Source organism: Streptococcus oralis SK304 (assembly GCF_000287715.1).
In the GTDB taxonomy this organism is placed as follows: Bacteria; Bacillota; Bacilli; order Lactobacillales; family Streptococcaceae; genus Streptococcus; species Streptococcus oralis_Y.
Genome location: NZ_ALJN01000016.1, coordinates 1 through 22,856, shown reverse-complemented (window position 1 = coordinate 22,856; position 22,856 = coordinate 1). Strand labels below are relative to the sequence as shown.

The 22,856-nt window shown below is 41.7% G+C and carries 25 protein-coding genes and 2 pseudogenes; 2 read left to right on the top strand and 25 right to left on the bottom strand.

What is annotated here, in order from left to right:
• Window positions 1–124: 124 nt before the first annotated feature.
• The 9 genes from whiA to HMPREF1125_RS06975 all read right to left on the bottom strand — a co-directional run bounded on the left by whiA (window position 125) and on the right by HMPREF1125_RS06975 (window position 7,184).
• Window positions 125–1,036 carry a DNA-binding protein WhiA gene (gene whiA, locus HMPREF1125_RS07020; RefSeq protein ID WP_000011272.1) on the bottom strand — a complete coding sequence of 304 codons (912 nt, stop codon included), beginning with the start codon at window positions 1,034–1,036 and terminating at the stop codon, window positions 125–127.
• On the bottom strand, window positions 1,033–2,010 hold the full coding sequence (locus tag HMPREF1125_RS07015) for a YvcK family protein (RefSeq protein ID WP_001231054.1): 978 nt from the start codon (window positions 2,008–2,010) through the stop codon (window positions 1,033–1,035). The genes whiA and HMPREF1125_RS07015 overlap by 4 nt, the downstream gene beginning before the upstream one ends.
• Window positions 2,007–2,897, bottom strand: coding sequence for an RNase adapter RapZ (gene rapZ, locus HMPREF1125_RS07010; protein WP_000163044.1), 891 nt, complete (start codon window positions 2,895–2,897; stop codon window positions 2,007–2,009). Before rapZ ends, HMPREF1125_RS07015 begins: the two co-directional genes overlap by 4 nt.
• 51 nt (window positions 2,898–2,948) lie before the next feature.
• Window positions 2,949–3,329 (bottom strand): RidA family protein, encoded by a 381-nt coding sequence (locus HMPREF1125_RS07005; protein ID WP_001140420.1) that lies wholly within the window; start codon window positions 3,327–3,329, stop codon window positions 2,949–2,951.
• 9 nt (window positions 3,330–3,338) lie between these two features.
• The gene (gene yihA, locus HMPREF1125_RS07000; RefSeq protein WP_000422602.1) at window positions 3,339–3,926 is read right to left on the bottom strand and encodes a ribosome biogenesis GTP-binding protein YihA/YsxC; all 588 of its coding nucleotides are present in this window, start codon (window positions 3,924–3,926) and stop codon (window positions 3,339–3,341) included.
• A gap of 8 nt (window positions 3,927–3,934) precedes the next feature.
• The gene (gene clpX / locus HMPREF1125_RS06995) at window positions 3,935–5,167 is read right to left on the bottom strand and encodes an ATP-dependent Clp protease ATP-binding subunit ClpX (RefSeq protein ID WP_025172342.1); all 1,233 of its coding nucleotides are present in this window, start codon (window positions 5,165–5,167) and stop codon (window positions 3,935–3,937) included.
• 201 nt (window positions 5,168–5,368) lie between these two features.
• The gene (locus tag HMPREF1125_RS06985) at window positions 5,369–5,875 is read right to left on the bottom strand and encodes a dihydrofolate reductase (protein ID WP_000162307.1); all 507 of its coding nucleotides are present in this window, start codon (window positions 5,873–5,875) and stop codon (window positions 5,369–5,371) included.
• A gap of 118 nt (window positions 5,876–5,993) precedes the next feature.
• Window positions 5,994–6,668 carry a (d)CMP kinase gene (cmk, locus tag HMPREF1125_RS06980; RefSeq protein ID WP_000849409.1) on the bottom strand — a complete coding sequence of 225 codons (675 nt, stop codon included), beginning with the start codon at window positions 6,666–6,668 and terminating at the stop codon, window positions 5,994–5,996.
• A 9-nt stretch (window positions 6,669–6,677) separates the two neighbouring features.
• Window positions 6,678–7,184, bottom strand: coding sequence for an SAG1386/EF1546 family surface-associated protein (locus HMPREF1125_RS06975; RefSeq protein ID WP_001040923.1), 507 nt, complete (start codon window positions 7,182–7,184; stop codon window positions 6,678–6,680).
• Between the two features lie 45 nt (window positions 7,185–7,229).
• Here HMPREF1125_RS06975 and HMPREF1125_RS12575 point away from each other — a divergent pair, with 45 nt between their 5' ends.
• A complete protein-coding gene (locus HMPREF1125_RS12575) occupies window positions 7,230–7,433 on the top strand; it encodes a ferredoxin (protein WP_007517026.1) in 204 nt (67 codons plus the stop codon).
• Window positions 7,434–7,515: 82 nt separating this feature from the next.
• Here the strand turns inward: HMPREF1125_RS12575 and HMPREF1125_RS06970 are convergent, their stop codons facing one another.
• The 7 genes from HMPREF1125_RS06970 to HMPREF1125_RS06945 form a co-directional block, all read right to left on the bottom strand.
• Window positions 7,516–8,499, bottom strand: a complete 984-nt coding sequence (locus HMPREF1125_RS06970; RefSeq protein ID WP_000364632.1) for a glycosyltransferase family 2 protein — start codon at window positions 8,497–8,499, stop codon at window positions 7,516–7,518.
• Window positions 8,483–9,502: a UDP-glucose 4-epimerase GalE gene (gene galE / locus HMPREF1125_RS06965; RefSeq protein WP_001156520.1), complete on the bottom strand. Its 1,020-nt coding sequence runs from the start codon at window positions 9,500–9,502 to the stop codon at window positions 8,483–8,485. The genes HMPREF1125_RS06970 and galE overlap by 17 nt, the downstream gene beginning before the upstream one ends.
• Entirely contained in the window at window positions 9,481–9,795 is a 315-nt protein-coding gene (locus tag HMPREF1125_RS12570) for a hypothetical protein (RefSeq protein ID WP_000693205.1), read from the bottom strand. Before HMPREF1125_RS12570 ends, galE begins: the two co-directional genes overlap by 22 nt.
• 6 nt (window positions 9,796–9,801) lie before the next feature.
• Window positions 9,802–10,905 carry an NAD(P)/FAD-dependent oxidoreductase gene (locus HMPREF1125_RS06960; RefSeq protein WP_000754625.1) on the bottom strand — a complete coding sequence of 368 codons (1,104 nt, stop codon included), beginning with the start codon at window positions 10,903–10,905 and terminating at the stop codon, window positions 9,802–9,804.
• A 16-nt stretch (window positions 10,906–10,921) separates the two neighbouring features.
• Window positions 10,922–11,719: a Nif3-like dinuclear metal center hexameric protein gene (locus HMPREF1125_RS06955; protein WP_000881134.1), complete on the bottom strand. Its 798-nt coding sequence runs from the start codon at window positions 11,717–11,719 to the stop codon at window positions 10,922–10,924.
• Window positions 11,706–12,383, bottom strand: coding sequence for a tRNA (adenine(22)-N(1))-methyltransferase (locus tag HMPREF1125_RS06950; protein ID WP_000624079.1), 678 nt, complete (start codon window positions 12,381–12,383; stop codon window positions 11,706–11,708). The genes HMPREF1125_RS06955 and HMPREF1125_RS06950 overlap by 14 nt, the downstream gene beginning before the upstream one ends.
• Before the next feature lie 101 nt (window positions 12,384–12,484).
• On the bottom strand, window positions 12,485–14,821 hold the full coding sequence (locus HMPREF1125_RS06945) for a cation-translocating P-type ATPase (RefSeq protein ID WP_002883187.1): 2,337 nt from the start codon (window positions 14,819–14,821) through the stop codon (window positions 12,485–12,487).
• Between the two features lie 133 nt (window positions 14,822–14,954).
• Between HMPREF1125_RS06945 and HMPREF1125_RS06940 the strand changes: the two genes are divergently transcribed.
• Complete coding sequence (locus tag HMPREF1125_RS06940; RefSeq protein WP_000500166.1) at window positions 14,955–15,704, top strand: lysophospholipid acyltransferase family protein; 750 nt, start codon at window positions 14,955–14,957, stop codon at window positions 15,702–15,704.
• 42 nt (window positions 15,705–15,746) lie between these two features.
• Here HMPREF1125_RS06940 and HMPREF1125_RS06935 read toward each other — a convergent pair whose 3' ends face one another.
• The 9 genes and pseudogenes from HMPREF1125_RS06935 to HMPREF1125_RS06900 form a co-directional block, all read right to left on the bottom strand.
• Window positions 15,747–16,439, bottom strand: coding sequence for an alpha/beta hydrolase (locus HMPREF1125_RS06935; RefSeq protein WP_000175770.1), 693 nt, complete (start codon window positions 16,437–16,439; stop codon window positions 15,747–15,749).
• Entirely contained in the window at window positions 16,420–17,430 is a 1,011-nt protein-coding gene (locus tag HMPREF1125_RS06930; protein ID WP_000753263.1) for an ABC transporter substrate-binding protein, read from the bottom strand. The genes HMPREF1125_RS06935 and HMPREF1125_RS06930 overlap by 20 nt, the downstream gene beginning before the upstream one ends.
• Window positions 17,431–17,449: 19 nt before the next feature.
• Window positions 17,450–18,205: an ABC transporter ATP-binding protein gene (locus tag HMPREF1125_RS06925; RefSeq protein WP_000364123.1), complete on the bottom strand. Its 756-nt coding sequence runs from the start codon at window positions 18,203–18,205 to the stop codon at window positions 17,450–17,452.
• 1 nt (window position 18,206) lies between these two features.
• Complete coding sequence (locus tag HMPREF1125_RS06920; protein WP_000949323.1) at window positions 18,207–19,253, bottom strand: FecCD family ABC transporter permease; 1,047 nt, start codon at window positions 19,251–19,253, stop codon at window positions 18,207–18,209.
• 154 nt (window positions 19,254–19,407) lie between these two features.
• Window positions 19,408–19,539, bottom strand: a pseudogene (locus HMPREF1125_RS12755) (TipC family immunity protein); the annotation flags it as partial.
• 135 nt (window positions 19,540–19,674) lie between these two features.
• Window positions 19,675–20,895 carry a hypothetical protein gene (locus tag HMPREF1125_RS06915; RefSeq protein ID WP_230454489.1) on the bottom strand — a complete coding sequence of 407 codons (1,221 nt, stop codon included), beginning with the start codon at window positions 20,893–20,895 and terminating at the stop codon, window positions 19,675–19,677.
• Window positions 20,896–21,159: 264 nt separating this feature from the next.
• Window positions 21,160–21,771 carry a TipC family immunity protein gene (locus tag HMPREF1125_RS06910; protein ID WP_000739857.1) on the bottom strand — a complete coding sequence of 204 codons (612 nt, stop codon included), beginning with the start codon at window positions 21,769–21,771 and terminating at the stop codon, window positions 21,160–21,162.
• 12 nt (window positions 21,772–21,783) lie between these two features.
• Entirely contained in the window at window positions 21,784–22,251 is a 468-nt protein-coding gene (locus tag HMPREF1125_RS06905; RefSeq protein WP_002883193.1) for a hypothetical protein, read from the bottom strand.
• A pseudogene (locus HMPREF1125_RS06900) lies at window positions 22,248–22,855 on the bottom strand (TipC family immunity protein). The gene HMPREF1125_RS06905 and the pseudogene HMPREF1125_RS06900 overlap by 4 nt, the downstream one beginning before the upstream one ends.
• Window position 22,856 lies beyond the last annotated feature (1 nt).

The window sequence follows — 22,856 nt, the reverse complement described above, 5'->3', positions numbered from 1 at the left end:
CTCCTTTATGCTACAGTATAACTTATCAATAGTATACCATAGATTATGGAGTTGGCTTCCTTTAAAATTCTTCTCATATATTTATTAACTTCAAGAAAAAACCACGGATCAACAATCCGTGGTTTTATAGTTCATCTGCAATTTTATTGATTTTTCGGAGTCTGTGGTTGACGCCACTTTTGGTTAGGGAATTGCTCAGGCTATCTGCCAACTGCTGGATAGAGTAATCTGGGTGCTGGATTCGCAACTGAGCCACCTCTTGCAAATCCACGGGTAAATTTTCCAAGCCCATTCTATCTTTGATTTTACTGATATTATTGATGGTTTTCATGCTGGCAGAAACCGTTCGAGCAATATTGGCTGTTTCAGCGTTATTGGCTCGATTGAGGTCGTTACGGGTTTCACGCAAAATCTTGACGCGCTCAAAGTTATCACGCGCCTGCATGGCCCCAATCACGATCAAGAAATCCATGATGTCTTCTGCACGCTGGAGATAGGTAACCGCACCTTTCTTTCGCTCAATGACCTTGGCATCCAGTAAAAATTGCTGGAGGAGAGAGGCCAGTCCTTGGGCGTGGTCCAGATAAACGGAACTGATTTCCAACTGGTATTTGCCAGACTCAGGATCTCGAATACTGCCATTTGCCAGAAAGGCCCCACATAAGTAGGCACGACCTGCTTCTTCATCTGCTAAAATATCAGGATCGATGCCCGTCTCCAAACCAAAGAAAGAATCCGCAAGCCGCAAATCAGCTAAAAGCTCCTGCACTCTCTCTTCAGTATAGACCGTATAGACACGGTTCTTGCGAAGATTACTCCTCTGATGGTGGCGAATCTCCGACTTGATATCATAAAAATGGAGAAAGGACTCATAGAGGTGCCGAGCCAACTTGGCATTTTCAGTCACAACAGACAAGGTCAAGCCCGAAGTCGAGAGACCAATACTACCAGACATCTTGATAATTGCCGACAGCTCATGACGACTGAGATGATGTTGACCAAGAATTTCCTCTTTTACTGCAACTGTAAAACTCATTTTCTCACCTGTATAATGCGCATCAATTCATCTACAATCAAATCGCCATCATGGAAGGCTCCTCCATTTTCCAAACGAAGGAAGTTGGATGAAATCACACGAGGAACCTGTTTGCAAAGACCAGCAAAGTCATGCTCTACCTGAACCAAATACTCATCAAAACGGTTGGTATCCATGTATTCTCTAGGTACCTTTTCGATATTGACCAAGACCGTATCAATAAAAGGCCGACCTAAGTGTCGATGGAGGACTTCTACGTGGTCACTGTCTGAAAAGTGCTCTGTTTCCCCACGCTGGGTCATGATATTGCAGACATAGGCTATCTCTGCCTTGGTCTCCAAGAGAGCCTGCCCAATCTCCTTAATGACAATATTTGGCAAAATTGATGTAAAGAGTGAACCAGGCCCCAAGACGATCATGTCACTCTCGAGAATAGTATTGACTACTCGACGGCTGGCTTGGGGTGTTTCATCATCCAAGGTATTGGTCACATAGACATGGTCGATCATGCCTGGATGATCAGCAATGTGGCTCTCACCTGCCACCTCAGAACCGTCTTTAAAGACTGCATGCAGTGTCAAAGGCTGATCGCTTGATGGATAAATTTTTCCTGTTGTGTGGAAAAAGAGACTTAGCAGCTGCATGGCATTATAAGTGGACCCTTGCATTTCAGAGAGTCCTGCTATGATGATATTTCCTAGTGGATGACCCGCAAAAGCACCAGCGTCTTCTGAGAATCGGTACTGAAAAACCTTCTCATAAAATTTAGGCATATCTGACATGGCTACCAGAACATTACGAAGATCACCTGGTGGTGTCAGCTGTTGGATATTCTTTCTGAGCTCACCAGAAGAACCACCATCATCAGCTACCGTTACGATGGCTGCGATATCAACATCCTTTTCCCGCAAGCTTTTCAAAATGACGGGGATACCTGTTCCTCCACCAATCACCGTTATTTTTGGTTTTCTCATGAACGGTTTACCGTTTCCTTTCTTCGGTCTTTGTCACGATGGCTTTCATTGACAGGCCAGTTTTTAGCAAGGTCCTCAGCAATTCGTTTGGCAAAGGCAACACTACGGTGTTGTCCACCTGTACATCCTACTGCAATAGTTAAAACAGACTTGCCTTCTTTTTTGTAACTTGGCAAAATGGGTTCAATCAAGGCGAGTAAGTGCTGATAGAAACTTTCAGACTCTTCATGATTCATCACATAGTCATAAACTGCTTGATCCTCACCTGTCTGATTACGGAGTTCAGGGAGGTAGTATGGATTTGGCAAGAAACGGACATCAAAGACCAAGTCTGCATCAATAGGGATACCATACTTGAATCCAAAAGACATGACTTCGATACGAAAAGACTGGGCTTGCTCTTGGTCTGAAAATTGCTGAGCAATGGTTTTACGAAGTTCACGCGGAGTGAGTTCGGTCGTATCCACCACATTTTGGCTCATGTTTTTCAAAGGTGCCAAGAGTTCACGTTCCAGCTTGATGCCATCTAAAATCCGACCATCTGCTGCTAGAGGGTGACTTCGTCTGGTTTCCTTGTAACGAGCGACCAATTCCTTATCTGCTGCGTCTAAAAAGAGAATTTTGAAATCCAAATCATCTTGGTTTTCCAATTCATCCAAGACAGCTTGAATCTCAGAAAAGAAAGAACGGCTACGCATGTCGACTACTAGGGCTAACTTGTGGTCATCATCCTTGGTCTCTACCAACTGTAAAAACTTTGGCAAGAGGGCTGGTGGCATATTGTCAATGGTAAAATATCCCAAATCTTCAAAAGACTGAATGGCTACCGTTTTCCCTGCACCACTCATCCCTGTCACAATCACCAGGTGAAGTTGTTTCTTTGTCATCTATCTCTCCTTATATCAAAAAAAGTTTGGCAGAGCCAAACTTCAACTAGCTTATCCAATCTCTGCGATTACTTCAATTTCGACTTTTACATCACGAGGAAGACGTGCAACCTCTACAGCTGAACGAGCTGGAAATTCCTCTTTAAAAGCAGTCTGGTAAACCTCATTAAAAGGAACAAAATCGTTCATATCGCTCAAGAAGCAAGTTGTTTTGACAACGTGGTCAAAGTCTGTTCCTGCTTCAGCCAAAATCGCACCGATGTTTTTCAAGACTTGTTCTGTCTGTTCTTGAATGGTCTCTCCTACGATTTCACCAGTTTCAGGAGATAGGGGAACTTGACCGCTAGCAAATAAAAGATTGCCAACGATTTTCCCTTGAACATAAGGTCCGATAGCCTTTGGAGCTTTATCTGTATGAATTGTTTTTGCCATTTCTTTCCCTCACAATTTTTCTAATATTGCATCCCAAGCCTGATCCATCCCCGCCTTGCTGACAGATGAAAAGAGGATGAAGTCGTCACTTGGGTCAAAGTTTAATTTCTTTTTGATTGCTGATTCGTGCTTGTTCCACTTACCACGAGGAATCTTGTCCGCCTTGGTCGCAACGATGATAACCGGAATCTCATAATACTTGAGAAATTCGTACATCTGCACATCATCTGCTGACGGGTCGTGACGGAAGTCCACCAGACTGACCACTGCACGAAGATTTTCCCGAGTGGTCAGATACTCCTCAATCATGCGCCCCCACTTTTCACGTTCCTTTTTAGAAACGCGGGCATAACCATAACCTGGTACATCCACAAAACGCATCTTGTCATCAATATTAAAGAAGTTGAGAAGCTGGGTTTTCCCAGGTTTCCCTGATGTACGGGCAAGATTCTTGCGGTTTAGCATGGTGTTGATAAAGCTAGACTTGCCAACATTGGATCGTCCTGCAAGGGCAATCTCTGGCAGTTCATCCTGCGGATAGTGAGACTTATTAGCCGCACTGAGCAAGATTTCAGCATTGTGTGTATTAAGTTCCATACTCACCTCTAGGCTGTTTCTAGGATTGGTTTTTCCGTTCCATCGACAGCTTCTTTTGTGATGCGGACCAATTTCACATTTTCCTGACTTGGTACTTCAAACATGACATCTAGCATGGTTTCTTCGATGATGGAGCGAAGACCACGAGCCCCTGTCTTCCGTTCAATGGCCTTATTGGCGATTTCTCGCAGGGCTTCGTCGTCAAATTCCAACTCAACGTCATCATAAGAAAGCAAGGTTTGGTATTGTTTCACCAAGGCATTTCTTGGTTCTTTCAAGATGCGAACCAAGTCATCGGCCGTCAATTGTTCAAGAGCAGCAAAGACAGGCAAGCGTCCAATCAACTCAGGGATAATCCCGAATTTTTGAATGTCTTCTGCGATGATTTCTTGCATGTAGGAGCTATTTTCGTCAATCGCCTTGTTATTTTGGCCAAAACCGATGACTTTTTCTCCCAGACGTTGTTTGACGATTTCTTCAATGCCATCAAAAGCACCACCCACAATGAAGAGGATGTTCTTGGTATCTACCTGAATCATCTCTTGTTGTGGATGTTTGCGTCCACCTTGAGGTGGCACACTAGCAACAGTTCCCTCGATAATCTTGAGAAGGGCTTGTTGTACCCCTTCACCCGAAACGTCACGTGTGATAGACACGTTCTCGCTCTTCTTGGCAATCTTGTCAATTTCATCCACGTAGATAATCCCACGCTCTGCACGTTCGATGTTAAAGTCAGCAGCCTGCAAGAGTTTGAGGAGGATATTTTCAACGTCCTCACCCACATACCCAGCCTCAGTCAGAGCTGTCGCATCTGCAATAGCAAAAGGCACGTTCAAGCTCTTAGCCAAGGTCTGAGCAAGGAAGGTTTTCCCAGAACCAGTTGGGCCAATCATCAAGATGTTTGACTTCTGCAAATCCACATCTTCTGACTCTTCACGCGTATCGTGGAAATTGATGCGTTTATAGTGATTGTATACAGCCACTGCCAAGGCACGTTTGGCACGATCCTGACCAATCACATAGTGGTTCAAGATATTGAGGAGCTCGATTGGTTTTGGCACTTCAGACAAGTCTGCCAAAACTTCTTCGGCCAACTCCTCCCGAATGATTTCCTGGGCCAACTCCACACATTCATTACAGATAAAAGCGTTGTTCCCAGCGATTATTTTCTTTACTTCTTCTTGGCTTTTGCCACAAAATGAGCAATAAACCATCATATCATTTTTCCTATTTGTAGGCATGATTTCCTTCCATTCTAATTTATCATTCTATCTAAAATAAGTTCATGTAAAAAGCATGAATACTGTTTACCAGATTGGTAAAAGCATTCAGCCAGAGTAAGGCAGACAGTCCATAGCGCTTCTTACGAAAAGCCTGTGCTCCAGTCAAAATACAGATCACACACAAAAAAGCTGTGAAAAATCCAAATATACTGCGCTCCATTAGACTTCCTTTCTATCTCGATATTCGATGGTAAAATCATAGTCGTTTTTCTCATCTCGCTCATAAGATTTGCTTGCGACTGTCTCAAAACGAGACAAGTCAAACTCCTCAGGGAAATAGGTATCTCCCTCCACCTGAGCATGAATCTGTGTCACAATGATTTCATCTAAATAAGGCTCAAAAGCCTGAAAAATCTGCTTTCCGCCAATGATATAGAGATTTTTTTCCTGACTCTGATACCACGCTAAAACAGACTCCACATCTTGAAATACGAGCGCCCCATCTATGACTTCTTCGCTATTGCGCGTTAAAATCAGGGTTTGCCGTTTTGGAAGCAGACGACGTCCCATGCCATCAAAGGTCACTCGCCCCATCAGTATAGCATGATTTAAAGTTGTTTCCTTAAAATGTTGCAACTCTGCCGGCAAATGCCAAGGGAGACGATCTTCCTTCCCAATCACACCTTTTTCATCTTGGGCCCAAATGGCTATGATTTTCTTTGTCATGCTTCCGTCCTTTTTATTGATACTACTATTTTATCAAAATTCTCCCAAAAAGGCTGTTTTGAAACGCGCGCAAAAGAGAGAAAAGGAGCAGGCTTCATTTAGCCTGCTCCTCTCGTCCCTAGGACATATATTTTTTTGCTTCTGATTCGATTTTTTCGACCACTTCCTGGATACTTAGTCCAGTTGTGTCAAGGTAAACTGCATCCTCAGCCTGTTTGAGAGGTGAGGTTTCACGATGACTATCTTTGTAGTCACGTGCCGCAATTTCCTCTTTCAAAGTTTCCAAGTCAGTTTCAATCCCTTTAGCAATATTTTCCTTGTAACGACGCTCTGCTCTTTCTTCAACAGAAGCCACTAGGAAAATCTTGAGTTCAGCTTGTGGTAAAACAACCGTCCCGATATCACGTCCATCCATGACGATACCACCTTGCTGAGCGATCTCTTGCTGGAGCGAAACCAACTTCTCACGCACCTCAGGAATTGCAGCAATGCTTGAAACCTTGTTGGTCACTTCATTTTCACGAATCGGATGCGTAATCTCAACATCCCCTACAAAAACAAGTTGCTCACCTGTTTCTGAACGACCAAAACTAATGGGGTGTTGGTTAAGAAGCTCAAGAAGTTGGTCTACATTTCCCGCATCCAACTGGTGCTTGAGCGCTATATAAGTCGCAGCACGATACATAGCACCTGTATCGAGATAAGTGTAACCAAAATCTTTAGCGACAATCTTTGCGACCGTACTCTTACCACTCGAAGCTGGACCATCGATAGCAATTTGAATTGTCTTCATGACCGACTCCTATCTTGTCTTAATCACATCACCTGGGTTGGCAAACCAAGATCCAGATGACATGTGAGAAGGATTTAGGGCTTCTAGCTGGGCAATGGAAATCCCTGCACGTTGAGCAAGAGCTGCCTCACCCTCTCCAGGATGCACTGTGATTGTTCCCTCTCCTTCTGTGTGTTCTTCTGAACTGCTCTCTGAAGGAGTTGTTTCAGAAGAAGATGTTTCTTCTACCTTGCTACTTGAAGATGACGATGCTTCTACTTTAGAACTTGAACTTGTAGAAGGAGACGATGTATCATAGAAGTCCTTCAAAGATGAAGTACGATTGCTTCCTCCGGTTGATAAGTAAATCAATACAACTACCATCGCTACAACGATCACAAAGAAGAGGCTAGCTAGAACTGTTAAGACACGATTGGCAACAGCCCCTTTTCCTTTTTGTTTACGGCGACGACGCTCTGACCTTGATTCTTCCTCACTATTTTCATAGATATCTTCTTGCCATGGTTCCTTTGCCATACCTTACTCCTTGTATTTTTTAAACTTTCTTATTACAATATAAATATGAAACTCACACTTATACCTGAACGGTGCATTGCCTGCGGGCTTTGCCAAACCTATTCTGAACTCTTTGATTACCATGATAATGGAATCGTTCGATTTTGCGATGATCCAGTTGAATTGCAAAGAGAAATCGCTGAGAGCAGCGATGTTCTAGAGGCCATCAAAAATTGTCCTACACGTGCACTTCTAAAAGATCCATCATAGTTTAAAAGGGAGATTGATTTTGTAGATTCTCTTTATCACTTTAATCCCTTCACCTACTAGTTTAGCATATTTCTAGGTAAAATTATAGTCTTTTCCGGTTATTTTTTCCTTCAACAATAGAAAGATCACTTTTTTCTTTGATGAGGTAGAGTGGTCTTTTTTTGGTCTCTAAATAAATCTTACTGATATACTTGCCCAGAATCCCAATGGTCAGGAGTTGAATCCCTCCAAGAAAGAGAATGACAGCCATCAGAGAGGTCCAGCCAGATGTCGGATTTCCCAAGATAAGGGTCCGAAACACCACAAAAACAGTCATCACAAAAGAAATAAAACAAGATAGAAGTCCCGCTACAAAGGCTATACTCAAGGGAAAATCTGAAAAGTTGAGAATCCCTTCAATCGAGTAGAAAAAGAGTTGCCTAAAACTCCAACTGGTCTTGCCAGCCTGTCGTTCAACGTTTGGATAATCAAGATAGTGCGTTTTAAAACCCACCCAGGCAAAGAGTCCCTTAGAAAAACGATTGGATTCAGTCAGGGTTAAAATAGCATCTACCACAGACCTTCTCATCATCCGGAAATCACGGACGCCTGAGGGCAGAGCTACTGGGCTGATTTTTTGCATGAGGCGATAAAAAAGATCAGCACAGAAACTGCGAAAGAAGGGTTCTCCCTCCCGACTGGTTCTCCGTGTCCCAACACAGTCTAAGTCTGCATTCTGGTCTAGTAAGGTCTTCATTTCGAGCAACATACTCGGAGGATCCTGGAGGTCTGCATCCATCACGACCACCAGATCTCCAGTTGCATGCTGCAAGCCTGCATACAGAGCTGCTTCTTTCCCAAAATTTCGCGAGAAAGAAATGTAATGTAGCGCAGGATTTTGCATCCGATAGGTCTTTAGCAAGTCTAAGGTTCCATCGCTAGACCCGTCATCCACAAAGACATACTCGATCTCTCCTCCCAATTCTGGAAGCAGTGCTTCAACAGACTGATAAAAAAGAGGAAGTACTTCCTCTTCGTTTAAACATGGGACAATGATTGAAATCATCATCTTAGTCTTCAAATCCATTTGGATGCTTGCTTTGCCAACGCCATGCGTCTTCACACATTTGGGTGATGCTAAGTTCTGCTTCCCAACCCAGTTCAGCTTTGGCTTTTGCAGGATCCGAATAGCAGGCAGCGATATCACCTGGGCGGCGTTCTACGATGCGGTAAGGAATGGGACGTCCCACCGCTTTTTCCATATTTTGGATAATTTCAAGAACTGAGTAGCCTTTACCCGTTCCAAGGTTGTAAATATTAAGGCCTGAACCTTTTTGGATCTTTTGTAGAGCTGCAACGTGACCTTTGGCTAGGTCTACAACGTGGATATAGTCACGAACACCAGTTCCGTCCTCAGTTTCATAGTCATCACCGAAAACTTGTACTTGCTCTAGTTTGCCCACTGCTACTTGTGCAACATAAGGTAAGAGATTGTTTGGAATTCCGTTTGGATTTTCTCCTAGGTCTCCACTTTCATGCGCTCCGATTGGATTAAAGTAACGAAGCAAGACCACGTTCCATTCTGAGTCTGCCTTGTAGATATCGGTCAAAATTTCCTCTAGCATGAGCTTAGTACGACCATACGGGTTGGTCACTGAAAGCGGGAAATCTTCTAGAATTGGTACAGTATGGGGATCACCGTAAACAGTCGCAGAAGAACTGAAGATGATGTTCTTACAGTTATTTTCTTCCATGACTTTCAAAAGGCTGACAGTTCCAGCGATATTATTGTCATAGTAGGCAAGAGGGATACGTGTTGATTCACCAACAGCCTTCAAACCAGCAAAGTGAATGACACCAGTCGGCTCTTCCTGCTTGAAAATATCTCTGAGGGTATCTGTATCACGGATATCTGCCTCATAGAAAGGGATCTCAACTCCTGTAATTTTTTCAACAACTTCTAAACTCTTACGATTGCTGTTGACAAGATTATCCACCACAACGACTTGATGGCCTGCTTGGATCAATTCAATAACAGTGTGGGTTCCGATAAATCCGGCACCGCCAGTTACCAAAATCTTTTCTTGCATCTTTTTTCCTCGATTCTCGGATTGTTTTTTCTTATTTTATCATTTTTGATAGGGAATGTCATTTGCCATCCTAGAGGGTAGGCTAAAATTTCAGTAAAATGCTTATACTCTTCGAAAATCTCTTCAAACCACGTTAGCTTCGCCTTGCCGTGGGTATGGTTACTGACTTCGTCAGTTCTATCCACAACCTCAAAACAGTGTTTTGAGCTGACTTCATCAGTTCTGTCCACAGCCTCAAAGCCGTGCTTTGAGCAGCCTGCGGCTAGCTTCCTAGTTTGCTCTTTGATTTTCATTGAGTATCATTCGCTTTTTACTCGTTTGACATAGTTTGCGATTGGATAGTTTACTGGGTCCAGAGTCAATTCCTTGTCTTTGATCAGTTGAGCTAAATGGTAACCGATGATAGGACCCGTTGTGAGGCCTGATGACCCTAGTCCGCTAGCCGCATAGACACCTGCTAAACCTGGGACTTGCCCAAAAAATGGCGAAAAATCACTGGTATAGGCACGGATCCCTACTCGCTCACCTCTTATAGTAGCTTCAGCCAAGGCTGGGTAGTGAGGCAAGGCCGCATCCTCCATTTGCTGGATCAAGGTTTCATCCACCGTCAAGTCAAACCCCATGTCGTTTTCATGGGTAGCTCCTAAGGACAATTTCCCACCTGCAAAAGGAATCAAATCCCACTCCCCTTCTGGCATGACAACAGGGTAATATTCCATATCTTGGGTAAGTTGATAGTCTCGGAGTTGCCCCTTTTGGGAACGAACATCTACCTCATATCCTAAAGGCTCCAAAAGGTCCCCCAACCAAGCTCCTGTCGCCAAAATAACTTGATCAAACACTTCTTCACCAATCTGGTAACCTGCTGATACAGGATTCAGAGTCACTTTTTCTTTGACCAGCTTGACTTTACTGGCTTCCAGCAAACGAGTCACTAATAGTTGACCGTCTACTCTCGCTCCACCAGAAGCATAGAGCAAGTGGTCAAATCCCTGCAAACCAGGGAATAATTCATTTGCAGACGCTTGGTCCAGAATAGCTAACTGGCCTATCAAGGGAGATTCTTCCCTGCGCTGAAGGGCTAGCTCATAGAGTTCTGCCAACTTGGACTCATCCTTTTTCAAGAGAAAAACTCCTGAGCGTTGGTAAAAGTCGATTTCCTGACCAGACTTTTCTAAATCAGCCAACAAATCCACATAAAAGTCAGCCCCCAAGCGTGCCTTCTTGTACCAAGCTTTATTACGTCGTTTGGAAAACCAAGGACTGATAATTCCCGCCGCTGCCTTGGTAGCCTGACCTTGTCCATGGTCAAAAACTGTCACCTTTAAATCTGCTTCTTTTGAGAGGTAGTAGGCGGCTGTGGCACCTACAATTCCTGCTCCAATAATAGCAACTTTTTTCATTATCTTCACTTCCTAACTAGATATGGTGGAAAGGATTAGTTGATGCCTGACTAGGCAAGATATCAATAGTCCAGCCCTTTTCTGACTTCCATTTAGTAAGTAGTGCTGCGATTCTTTCCACAAAGAGAACTTCAATATAGTGGCCTGGGTCCAATGCCAACAAGCTATCAGACAGCATATCCTGAGCAGTGTGGTAGTAGATATCACCAGTGATGTAGACATCTGCCCCCTTTGCCAAAGCATCAGGATAGAAAGACTGACCACTACCACCGCAAATGGCAACTCTTGAAATAGGCTTCTGCAAATCAGTCTCTTGATAATGCACCATTCGAAGACTATCTAGACCAAAGACTTGCTTGACATGACTGGCAAATTCTTCATATGTTTGAGGTTGAATGTCACCAATACGACCAATTCCACGTTCAGGGCCTGTTTCCTGCAGATAAGTCGTCTCCTCAATGCCTAGCATCTGGCAGAACCAGTCATTGAGACCATTTTCAACGATGTCAATATTGGTATGGCTGACATAAACTGCGATGTCATGCTTGATGAGATCAATGTAAATCTGATTTTGCGGACGGCTAGCAACCAAGTCTTTGATGGGACGAAAAATCGGCGCGTGCTTGGCGATAATCAAATCCACACCCTTTTCAATAGCCTCTGCCACCGTGTCTTCACGAATATCAAGGGCAACCATGACCCTTTGGATATCCTTGTCTAGAGTCCCGATTTGCAGACCACGACTGTCTCCCTCCATAGAAAATTCTTGCGGACAAAAGGCTTCATAACGTTTAATCACTTCACTTGCTAGCATGGAGAACCTCCTTGATGGCTTGAATTTTATCTGCTAGGACTTGACGTTCCTCCAGATTTTTTTCTGGGATTTGGTTAAGGGCAAATTCTAGCTTAGTAGCTTCTTTTTGCCATTTTTTGATAAAGACTGGGCTGACTTCTTTGGACAAGAAGGGACCAAAGCGAACATCACTGGCAGATAACTTCATTTGTCCTGCTTCCACAACTAGAATTTCATAAAACTTGCCTGCTTCTTCTAGGATGCTTTCTGCTACGATTTGAAAACCGTGGTCTTGTAGCCAGATGCGCAAGTCGTCTTCACGATTATTTGGCTGGAGGATTAAACGTTCTACACTCGCAAGCTTATCCAATCCTTCTTCCAATATCCTAGCAATCAAACGACCACCCATACCTGCAATGGTGATAACCGATACTTGGTCGACATCTTCAAAGGCTGCTAAGCCATTGGCTAAACGAACTTGGATTTTCTCCTTTAGACCGTGAGCCTCAACATTTTTGACCGCAGACTGGTAGGGACCTTCCACCACTTCACCTGCAATAGCACTTTTAATTTGGCCTCTTTCGACCAACTCGATAGGCAGATAAGCATGGTCACTCCCCACATCAAGTAACACAGCACCTTGGGGCACAAAGGACGCCACCAATTCTAATCTCTTTGAAATCATCTTCTCTCGCTTTCCAAAACTCTATTACCTTTTATTATACCATATTTCAGCTAGCAATCTTGCACCTAAAAAAACCGCAATCCACAGATTGCAGTCTTTCTTTATTTTCTAGCTTGATAACGACTAGTTAGAATGAAAATCAGGGTAAAGACCAGCATCATAGTTCCATAAACAGGCAGTGTTTGTCCAGTTAAGGTTGATATTTCAAGCAGTTTCTGGATTCTTGGGAAGAGAGCTGTAGTCAGGAAGCCTCCTACTGACCAAACAATCAAGAGAACACGCCAGAGGGTAAATGGCATGCAGGCTCTAAATACGGATAAGAAACCGATAGACCCAAGGAGATAATAGAGGAGAGTTGACATTTCTAACTCAGACCAACCTTGACTCGCTCCAAATATTTTCACAAAAAGAACGCTGAAGACGACCATAAGGGCACTTGGTAGGGCACGAAGCATGGATCTTCTGAGGAAATTTGGCTCAACAGGTTTGATATTTCGCTCAAAAGTCAGAACGAATGGTGGGAAACCTTCCACGAATTGGTCGATCATGGTAATCTGGATCGGGATGAAAGGGAAAATCAAGATCCACTCAGACCGTCCCAGAAGAACACTGGCGATACAAATCACCGCTAACAGGAAGGAATAGATGGTCTTAATCAAGAAAATCGGTGCGATATGAGCGATGTTATTGACCACGCGACGGCCTTCAAAGAGAATCTCAGGAACATCATTAAAGTCTGAGTTCAAGAGAACCAGATTAGCAATCTGACGTGTCGCCGGATCTCCTTCAGCCATCACGATAGAACAATCCGCCTCACGAAGGGCCAGGATATCATTGACTCCGTCCCCTGTCATTGCTGTTGTATGCCCTACTTTTTTCAGCGTTTGGATGATGAGTTTCTTTTGATGAGGGGAAACACGTCCGAAAATAGCTGTTTCTTCAGCCATGGCAATCAATTCCTCATCCGTGATTTTTGAACAGTCTACATAGCTTTGATAGTCTGCAAAGCCAGCCTTCTGGGCAATGCTGGATACAGTGACAGGATTGTCTCCAGAGATAATCTTGAGTCCCACTTCCTGGGAACGGAGGTAGTCTAGTGTCTCAGCTGCTCCTTCTCGAATGGGGTCCAAGATTTCCAGCAAGGCAAGGGCTTGAATATCAGATGGTTTTTGTGGCTTGTGGTGGTCTAGTTTTTCGTGACTGAGAGCCAAGACCAAGACACGAGAACCTCGCTCCAAGGCCTCTCTGGCTTCTGGTACTTCAGAGTCCAACAACATCTCAGGCGCCCCTAAGAAAACTGTCCCTAGCCCTTCCAACTCCATAGCTCCCCACTTGCGGTCGCTAGAGAAAGGCAGATTGGAAAGCATAGGATAAGCAACTTCTCCCACAAAACGCTGGCGAATGGCTTGAGCTGTAGGATTTTTATCCTCACTATGATATATATAGCTGGTCAGAATGCTTGCAATAGTCTCTTCACCATACGTTTCCGTCAGAGGAAGAACCGCCTCCACCTGCATCTTTCCTTGGGTGATGGTCCCCGTCTTGTCCAGACAGAGCATATCCACGCGCGCCAAGGTCTCGACAGAGTACATCTCCTGCACCAAGACCTTTTTCAAGCCCAGCTTGATCACCGCAGTCAAGAGCGAAGTGATAGTCAAAAGAGCAATTCCCTTAGGCAACATTCCTAAAAGGGCTGTCGATGAATTTACAACGGATGACTTAAGAGGCAAGCCTTTTAACATCAAGGCTTCTAGCAGGAGAGCTAGACCAAAGGGAATGATAATCTTCCCAGTAAAACCAGCTAGCTTGTCCAGCGATTTCATGATACGGGAGTTGATCGGTTTCACTGTCTTAGCTTCCAGCATGAGTTTGGAAGCATAGTTTTCTGCCCCGACATGATGGACACGAGCCAAAACTGCGCCACTGGCTAGGAAACTCCCTGATAAAAGCAAGGCATCCACTTCCTTTTGTACTAAATCACTCTCCCCCGTCAACATGGCTTCATTGACTTCCGCAAATCCTTCTAAAACCCGCGCATCACTAGGAATCTGCTCTCCAGCAGACAAACGAATGACATCTCCTAGAACCAATTCTTCAGGATCGAGAGCGACTTCTTGACCATCACGGATGGTTTTGACCTTTTCCTTGGTCATGAGGTTGAGCTTGTCCACCATGTGTTTGGCCCGTAGCTCGGTCACAATTCCTGAAAAAGCGTTAAAGCAAATAACAGCAAAGAAGACCAGATTGCTCCAAGCCTGCACAAAGGCAAGCGCTAGGGCAATAACAAAGTTTAATGCGTTAAAAAGTGTAAAAACATTTCGTTTAACGATTTGCCAAGTACTGGTACTGGCCGAAGCGGTAAAGTCATTGACCAAACCTTGAGCCTGTCTTTCCTTTACTTCTCTTTGGGTTAATCCCATAATCTTATTTTTATCCATGAATTCTATCATATCATTTTTTCTAGAAGAATTCTAATCTCATCCAAAAACTGTTGGTTGATAACTGAAAAAGTTTGCCAGTAGTCTTTTGATAAGGTATAATAATAAAAGCAATACAATTGAAGGAGTTCTCATGTTCTATACTTATTTGCGTGGACTAGTCATGCTGATCTTGTGGTCCATCAATGGCAATGCCCACTACCACAATACTGATAAAATCCCTAGTAAAGATGAAAACTATATCCTAGTAGCACCTCATCGGACTTGGTGGGATCCAGTTTACATGGCTTTTGCGACCAAACCAAAACAATTCATCTTTATGGCCAAAAAAGAGCTGTTTAACAACCGCATCTTTGGCTGGTGGATCCGTATGTGTGGCGCCTTTCCTATTGACCGGGAAAAACCTAGTGCCTCTGCCATCAAGTACCCTATCAACGTCCTCAAAAAAAGCGATTGCTCTCTCATCATGTTCCCAAGTGGGAGCCGTCACTCAAATGATGTCAAGGGTGGAGTTGCCTTGATTGCCAAAATGGCCAAGGTCCGTATCATGCCTGTCACCTACACAGGTCCCATGACCTTAAAAGGTTTGGTTAGCCGTGAACGTGTGGATATGAACTTTGGAAATCCAATCGATATCTCAGACATTAAGAAAATGAATGATGAAGGGATTGAAATGGTTGCAGACCGTATCCAAGCAGAATTCCAACGTTTGGACGAAGAAACCAAACAATGGCACAACGATAAAAAACCAAACCCACTCTGGTGGTTTGTCCGCATCCCTGCCCTCATCCTTGCTGTGGTTGTTGGTATCCTAACAATTATCTTTACCTTCATCGCAAGCTTTATCTGGAATCCAGATAAGAAGAGAGAGGCTCTTGGTTAAAAAATACAATTATCCCTTGGCTTTTGCCAAGGGATATTTCTTTTATTCGATTTTCCATTTTTGGGACAACCAGTTGGAAAAGGCTAGAAATCGCTCAGCCACTTGCTCATGATGCCCATAGGGATCAAAGACAAACTGACCAGTCGGATAACGTTTCTGAAGACTAGTATGGATCTGCTCAGCATAGGCTGGTGCTTGAGCCAAGCGATTGGTATGATGGGTTCCTTCTGTTTGACCATTCTGTAAATACAGTAAACAGTCCAAATTTTTCACCTTTTCATCCCTGCAATAAATCGTAAAATCAGGATACCAAAAGGAACCGCAGATAGAGAAGATACAGGAGACCTTATCAAAATGGAAAAGACTGTATACTGCTGTCAAACCACCTAGTGAGTAACCTCCATAGGCAAGGCGATTTTTGTCCAGGCGATAAAGCGACTGCAGCTTGTCTAAAAGACCTCCAAATAAATGACCATGATAGGCATTTGCCTGACCGCCAAAATCCGGAGCTCCATCCCTTAAAGCAGATGCCTTCCAGGGAGTGTAGTCATCTAGGCGATTTTTAGAGGTCAAACCAACTAAAATCACAGATTCTGAAAGGGAAGATAGAAAATCCAAGTTTCCATCATTCAAGAGAATAACTGGATAGGTTTGATTGGGGTCATAGGTCGAAGGAAGGCTGATCTTAACTTGAATCCCTTCCCAATCAAACTCATTATTTATTGATAAAGTCATTGATTTTCTCAAGGGAATCAATCACTGCTGGACCATAGTCCATCAACTCATCGTAAGAAATGGTCATGATTTTTTGATTCTTAATTGCAGGAACGTTTTCCAAAACAGCTTTTTTCTTCATCAACTCTACTGCGTTGGCATCCAATTTTTTATTGCGGTCGCTGGTTACATAGATAATCAACTCAGGATCCATTGACACGAGATTTTCCAAGGTCAAGCCTGATGTTCCCGTTGCAACGTTGGTATAACCAAGTTGATTCAACAAGCTTTCTTGCAAAGCAGACTTGTAAGCACCAAAGGTTTCGTCATTATAAGCAACCATAATCAAAGCCTTTTTCTTTTCACCTTGGCTTGCTGGGTTTGCTTTCTTAACAGCGTCAATTTTAGCTTGTAATTGGGCTGCGTATTCATTAGCCTTGTCCCGAACATTAAAAATCATCCCCAGATTTTTAACGTCTTCTACAATATTTCCCAAATCTTGCTGAATCGTTGAGAGAGAAGCTTTTTGTGTATAGACTGGGATTTTATTTTCATTCCAAGTGCTAACTGTTCCCAAGGATTTTTCAGAAAACATCATGTTTCGACCCATCACAGCATCTGGTTCATAAGAAAGCACTGTCTCTTGTGAGACTGTTTTTTTATCACCGATTTGAGGAATCGTCGCAATCGCGTCCTTGTATTTGTCTGTTACAGCATTGTCAGGGTTGAGCATGCCAGCAATTTTATCCTTCAAGCCTAACTCCAATAAGATTTCAGTGGTTGAAAGATTGTTGGTGATAACTTTTTCAGGTTCCTTGTCAAAAACTTGTTCGACTTCATTTCCCTTAACATCATAGGTTTTAACCGTTAACGGATAAGTCGTCTCTGTGCTGGCCTTTTGACTTGTTTCTGTGCTAGACTGTGTGGTAGCTTTTTCTGTAGTAGTGTTACCACAAGCCGCCATGGTTAGGGTAGCTACTGTTACGAGTAAAATGCTTAGTGTTTTTTTCATCTTATTTTCCTTTTCATTTTTATAAATAGTGAAACATGGCTTGCTGATCCTCAGTCCAAGTCACCTGACTTTGAACTCCGTATACAGTTTGCAATGACTCAGGGGTGATGGTCTCCTTTGGAGTTCCTTGGTAAAGGATTTCTCCCTCTTTCATCAGATAGAGATAATCCGAATAGCGACAAGCAAGTTGAATATCATGTAGGACAGCTAGAACATTGATTTTGAGCTCCTTCACAATGGCCAACAAGTCTAGCTGGTACTTGATATCCAGGTGATTGGTTGGTTCGTCTAGGAGCAAGAGAGTCGGTTCTTGCGCCAAGGCGCGGGCTAATAAGACTCGTTGCTTTTCTCCCCCTGAAAGAGACGAATAGAGACGAGTTTTCTTCTCGAGCATATCCACCTTGACGAGAGCATCTTGAACGAGGGCATAATCTCTTTCCTTTTCCTTCTGTAAAAAAGAGAGGTGGGGAGTTCTTCCCAGCAAGACAATTTCCTCAACTGTACAATCAAACTGCAATTGATTAAACTGGGTTACAACTGCCATCTGCTTAGCCGTTTCTTTGAGTGACCAATGCTCCAGCGACTTTCCATCTAGGCTTATCAGGCCTTTGTCCGCCTTTTCCTGACGATAGAGGAGTTTAAGCAGACTGGTTTTCCCACTTCCATTTGGTCCCAGTATCGTGTGAAATTGATGCCCCTCAACCTTAAGAGAAACTCCTTTGAGGATTTTTTTCTCTCCTAGTCCAAAGTGGACATCCTGACAAATCAAGTCCATATCAGGCCCTCACCTCCCTTCGCCTACCTCCAACAATGTAGATAAAGAAGGGAGCACCCACTAAGGCTGTGAAAATACCAATAGGCAGCTCAGCATTTGGAATGATGACACGAGAAAGTACATCTGCCCAGACCACAAAGAGGGCACCCAGTAAGGTCGCAACGGGAAAAAGCCTCCTGTAATTCGTTCCTACTAACCCTCGAGCTAAATGGGGAGTAATCAGACCGACAAATCCAATAATCCCACAAGTTGCCACTAAGACTGCTGTCAGCACAGCCACCATGGTCACATAAAGATACCAATAAAAGCGTAAGGGAATCCCCAACGTTAAAGCAGCCTCATCTCCCATCATCATCGCATTAAAAACACGATACTGAGTAGCGAAAAATAGAAAGGCCAATCCTACTACTATAGTTGGCAAGACTAAGTCAGACCAGGTAGTTCCAGCAAGCGAACCCATGGTCCAAAACTTAATGGTCATCACACTGTCAGCATTAGCGCCAACAGAGATAATAAAGTTGGAAAATGCCAGAAAGAGAGCATTGACCACCGTTCCTGATAAGATCAGACTAGAAGTCGTCATCCTTCCCTGCATAGAGGCAATGATGAGGACAGCAATTGTTGCCAAAATAGCTCCTAAAAAAGCTCCAAGGCTAATCATCACTTTTAAACCTAGAATGATGCTTAAGGTTGCTCCTAGAGTTGCACCCGCAGAGATGCCTAAGACATAAGGCTCTGCGATGGGGTTGTTCACTGTGGACTGCATCACACTACCACACATAGAAAGACCAGCCCCTACTATCAAGCCTAACAATACTCGAGGGAATCTCATATTCCATACAATGGCAAGAGTGGACTTGGAAACCTCTCCTATCTCAAGAGGAAAACCCAACCTGCTCAAAATTATCCGATAGGTATCTCCTAAATCAATCGCTACGGACCCCATAGAAACAGTTAGAAAGAGGGAAATCCCTAAAATACCTAGCAAAACACCTAAAAGTAACACAAATTGTACGTTCTGTCGGCTTCCAGAAAATTTGGAAAGCATGCAAATCTCCTTTGATAGAATCTTAAAAATTTAGAAAATTCTCATAAAAAGTATACCATATTTCTATTAGATGAACAAGGATAGAGACATATATAGAAAAAGCCCTCTGATAACAGAGAGCCACCTGTTTATATAATCAGCAAGAATCTTTATATCACCAATTCTCCCACTGGGTCTCAACCTTCACATCGCCATAATTGCTTGGCGAGTACTTACTGTCATAAATCGAACACCAGTCCTTCAAAACTTTTTGATTGACGATTTCGTCGTAATAAGAATCCAAATCTGCCTTGTAGTCATCCCCTCCAATGCTTAGTACTTACCCAGAATTTCACTAGCAAATCTACACACTTGATGTATTTCTTCTATACTAATATACAAAATCAAAAGATTAACTCTGTAATTAAACCGTGAAACGTAACTACTTATCTTTATTCAATACTTTTAATATTAATCGCTCCATCCTTGAAGAATAAAGATAGGATCTTAATGAGTTTTTCATTCTCATTAACCTATATAATAACTCTAAATCAGAGTAAATAGAGCAAGATAAGCACAAACGCTCTTCTTGTCTCTTCTGTTCTAATGTATCTTTGGTGACATCATATGGATACGTGTAACCATTTGCTAATTTAGAAGCCATCCCTTTTTGGGTGTAGAATAATTTTTCGATTTCCTTTTCTTCGCTTAATGAATTAAAATCCCTCAAATAGAATTGCCAGATATCAAATCGATTAACCGAGAATATACGTGTAAATTTAATTAATCTATCACTCGTCAATTTAGTAACAATTTCTTCTAATTCATTTAAATTAGCTATATCTAAAAAACTAAATCCCTCAATTCCTTTTGGTCTATAATATTTTTTCTCAGTTAAAGACATATAATTAGGAATTTTCTTTTCTAAAAACATTTCAATAATCGAATCTTGACAATTAATAACATAATCAAAATTTTTAGATATCTGGTAAATATGATGATTGACCCAAATCAACAATTTTTCAAACAGTAAGATAACTTCTTCAAAATATTGACTATTTTCCTTATCAATCACTTTTCTAACATCACGTTTTTGACTATAGAAATAGAAGAAGAAAACTGTCGGTAATATTGTCACTAAAGCCACGATAGCTGGCAAACTCAAAAAGATATCACTAACATTTACTTTTATTTGCAATATACTTATCAAAATTTCTTGAAACTTAGATAAATAATAGGTAATATCTAACCTCAATATTTTTAATGAAAAGCAAGCGGATAAAAATGCCAACAGCATAGGTATACTTATTATAATCTTAAATATGTTAAGTATCAGTTTAGTCAATGTGAGTTTAGATATGCCTATCCATACCAAACTTTTTTCGTCACTATCATAAGTTACCCAACCTAATCGCAATAATCGGCTTAGTCTTAGAAAATAATAGTTCAATCTAATTATGTAAAGTGCACAGCTTACTTTTTTTGTTCTTACTGCCCATTCCCCCAGTTCTCTCAAATAATAACGTATAATACTATATAAGTTAAAAATTACTAGGTCATATATTACCAATAATAAAATTATTTCTAACCAAAATATAAAAGTTAATACAAATAAATTTCCTTGAGAAACTTTCAAATTAGTAGAAATAACTTCACTAATCATAATTTTCCAAAAGAATAGCAACAATATTACCGCTATAAGTAACGAGATATATTTAAATATTTGACTAATCTTCATAATAACTACAGTTTTAGATTTCTCCATTCTATTTTAATATCAACGTGATTTTATTCACATACAACCATCCAATCATCAAATCCATTATCATAATAATATTCATACTGTTTCCATATCTCAAAATTAGTTTCTTCAATAAATTTCTTCTCAACAGTAAACTTTGCCTATAAGTAAAACCTATACGACCTATCACCAATTCTCCCACTGGGTTTCAACTTTGACATCGCCATAGTTGCTCGGTGAATACTTGCTATCATAAATCGAGCACCAGTCTTTTAAGACTTTTTGATTGACGATTTCGTCGTAGTAAGAATCCAAATCCTTAGATGTGATACCGTACTGCTCTAGGTAGGATTTCACCTGAGCTTCGTCTTCGATAGATTTATCAGTTCCATCTTGGTTTATGAGTAACTGTACATTTTTTTGAAATAATTTTTCTTTTGTAAGATACCTACCAAAAATGAAAATTCTTAGCCCATTACTTAATTCCTTCTCAAAAGAAACAAAGACTGTATTTGTATCTTTTGTAAAATGAAATATTAAATCAATATTTTTATAGTCATATGGAGTTTTCTGTTTTTGATAAAGTACATAAGAATAAAATTTAGAATCATTACCATACTCTTGATATTTATGTACCTCAACATCTTTCAACTGATTAAAAATATTATTTCCTAAATAAGTTTTCTCAGTTTGTTGGTAGATTTCATCAAAAATGTTTTTAGGTTGACTAGTAAAAAAATAGAAACAGGATGATATGATTATCACGAATAATACTATTAGACCGAGGTTTTTCTTCATTAATTTTTCCTCCTAATCTGCCACAGCCTCTAAGCGATTTAAAAATGTTGATACATCTGAATGGTTTTTATCAATATACTCTTTAATAGATTTTTCACCCTTTTTCAGTATATCCGGGGGCACTACTCCTGCATAAATTGTAACTTTGACGTGTTTCCAATCCTTATTTTTCAAAAATTCTCTTTCTCTAAGAGTCGAATCCTTTTGAAGGTCAGCATAATAGGAAGATATCGCTTGGTCATAGGATTGCCCCTTCTGCATACGGCCGATAAGATTGACCGAGTCCAAATCTGCCTTGTAGTCGTCTTCACCAATGCTTGGTTTCTTATCCGTAGCGTTAAAGGTCGTGTCTCCCTCCCAGCCTGAAAGGTCCTTGACATGCTCTCTACCGCCATAGACGTCGGATAACTGAAAGCTACTAGGATTTAGATGAGTGGCCATAGTAATGGACTGGTGAGTAAAGTCTGCATGACCTATCACCAATTCTCCCACTGGGTTTCAACTTTGACATCGCCATAGTTGCTTGGCGAGTACTTGCTGTCATAAATCAAACACCAATCTTTCAAGACTTTCTGGTTAACGATTTCGTCATAGTCCTTCTCTAATTCTTCTTTGGAAATATTATTTTTTCTTAAATATTCTCTTACTTTTTCTTCATCATCAATAAATTGACCTGGTTTCCTTGGCTCTTCAAAAATCGCAAGCTCCTTTTTGAGTACTTTCTTTTGCATATTATAGTGCACCGAATACCATAGGGTAATATTCGAATTAGTCTTCCTTTCAAAAAGAATCAACACTCCCTTTATACCTTCTCCAAAATTAAGGTTAATGGTTATATCACTATAGCCTTTGGGAAGAGTTTTATACTTTCCAAAGGCTATAGTGATATATTTGGGTCATCACTTGGCCAACCGGCCCTGATTTTAAACCCATCTATGTTTCTTAAAATATTATTTGTCTGATAAGTTCTCTCAGTTTCCTGGTAGATTTCATCAAAAATGTTTTTAGGTTGATGCATAAAAAAGTAGAAACAGGATGATACAATTATCACGAATAAGGCTACTAAACCGAGGATTTTCTTCATA

Excerpts from the sequence above, each read along its gene's own strand:
- HMPREF1125_RS06985 (WP_000162307.1), bottom strand. The coding sequence starts at position 5,875 with ATGACAAAGAAAATCATAGCCATTTGGGCCCAAGATGAAAAAGGTGTG.
- HMPREF1125_RS06950 (WP_000624079.1), bottom strand. The coding sequence starts at position 12,383 with ATGATTTCAAAGAGATTAGAATTGGTGGCGTCCTTTGTGCCCCAAGGT.
- HMPREF1125_RS12575 (WP_007517026.1), top strand. The coding sequence starts at position 7,230 with ATGAAACTCACACTTATACCTGAACGGTGCATTGCCTGCGGGCTTTGC.
- HMPREF1125_RS06910 (WP_000739857.1), bottom strand. The coding sequence starts at position 21,771 with ATGAAGAAAAACCTCGGTCTAATAGTATTATTCGTGATAATCATATCA.
- HMPREF1125_RS06935 (WP_000175770.1), bottom strand. The coding sequence starts at position 16,439 with ATGACTTTATCAATAAATAATGAGTTTGATTGGGAAGGGATTCAAGTT.
- rapZ (WP_000163044.1), bottom strand. The coding sequence starts at position 2,897 with ATGACAAAGAAACAACTTCACCTGGTGATTGTGACAGGGATGAGTGGT.
- HMPREF1125_RS06925 (WP_000364123.1), bottom strand. The coding sequence starts at position 18,205 with ATGGACTTGATTTGTCAGGATGTCCACTTTGGACTAGGAGAGAAAAAA.
- clpX (WP_025172342.1), bottom strand. The coding sequence starts at position 5,167 with ATGCCTACAAATAGGAAAAATGATATGATGGTTTATTGCTCATTTTGT.
- whiA (WP_000011272.1), bottom strand. The coding sequence starts at position 1,036 with ATGAGTTTTACAGTTGCAGTAAAAGAGGAAATTCTTGGTCAACATCAT.
- HMPREF1125_RS07015 (WP_001231054.1), bottom strand. The coding sequence starts at position 2,010 with ATGAGAAAACCAAAAATAACGGTGATTGGTGGAGGAACAGGTATCCCC.
- HMPREF1125_RS06945 (WP_002883187.1), bottom strand. The coding sequence starts at position 14,821 with ATGGATAAAAATAAGATTATGGGATTAACCCAAAGAGAAGTAAAGGAA.
- cmk (WP_000849409.1), bottom strand. The coding sequence starts at position 6,668 with ATGAAGACAATTCAAATTGCTATCGATGGTCCAGCTTCGAGTGGTAAG.
- HMPREF1125_RS06915 (WP_230454489.1), bottom strand. The coding sequence starts at position 20,895 with ATGATTAGTGAAGTTATTTCTACTAATTTGAAAGTTTCTCAAGGAAAT.
- HMPREF1125_RS06955 (WP_000881134.1), bottom strand. The coding sequence starts at position 11,719 with ATGCTAGCAAGTGAAGTGATTAAACGTTATGAAGCCTTTTGTCCGCAA.
- yihA (WP_000422602.1), bottom strand. The coding sequence starts at position 3,926 with ATGGAACTTAATACACACAATGCTGAAATCTTGCTCAGTGCGGCTAAT.
- HMPREF1125_RS06975 (WP_001040923.1), bottom strand. The coding sequence starts at position 7,184 with ATGGCAAAGGAACCATGGCAAGAAGATATCTATGAAAATAGTGAGGAA.
- HMPREF1125_RS12570 (WP_000693205.1), bottom strand. The coding sequence starts at position 9,795 with ATGAAAATCAAAGAGCAAACTAGGAAGCTAGCCGCAGGCTGCTCAAAG.
- galE (WP_001156520.1), bottom strand. The coding sequence starts at position 9,502 with ATGCAAGAAAAGATTTTGGTAACTGGCGGTGCCGGATTTATCGGAACC.
- HMPREF1125_RS06960 (WP_000754625.1), bottom strand. The coding sequence starts at position 10,905 with ATGAAAAAAGTTGCTATTATTGGAGCAGGAATTGTAGGTGCCACAGCC.
- HMPREF1125_RS06940 (WP_000500166.1), top strand. The coding sequence starts at position 14,955 with ATGTTCTATACTTATTTGCGTGGACTAGTCATGCTGATCTTGTGGTCC.
- HMPREF1125_RS06930 (WP_000753263.1), bottom strand. The coding sequence starts at position 17,430 with ATGAAAAAAACACTAAGCATTTTACTCGTAACAGTAGCTACCCTAACC.
- HMPREF1125_RS07005 (WP_001140420.1), bottom strand. The coding sequence starts at position 3,329 with ATGGCAAAAACAATTCATACAGATAAAGCTCCAAAGGCTATCGGACCT.
- HMPREF1125_RS06970 (WP_000364632.1), bottom strand. The coding sequence starts at position 8,499 with ATGGATTTGAAGACTAAGATGATGATTTCAATCATTGTCCCATGTTTA.
- HMPREF1125_RS06920 (WP_000949323.1), bottom strand. The coding sequence starts at position 19,253 with ATGCTTTCCAAATTTTCTGGAAGCCGACAGAACGTACAATTTGTGTTA.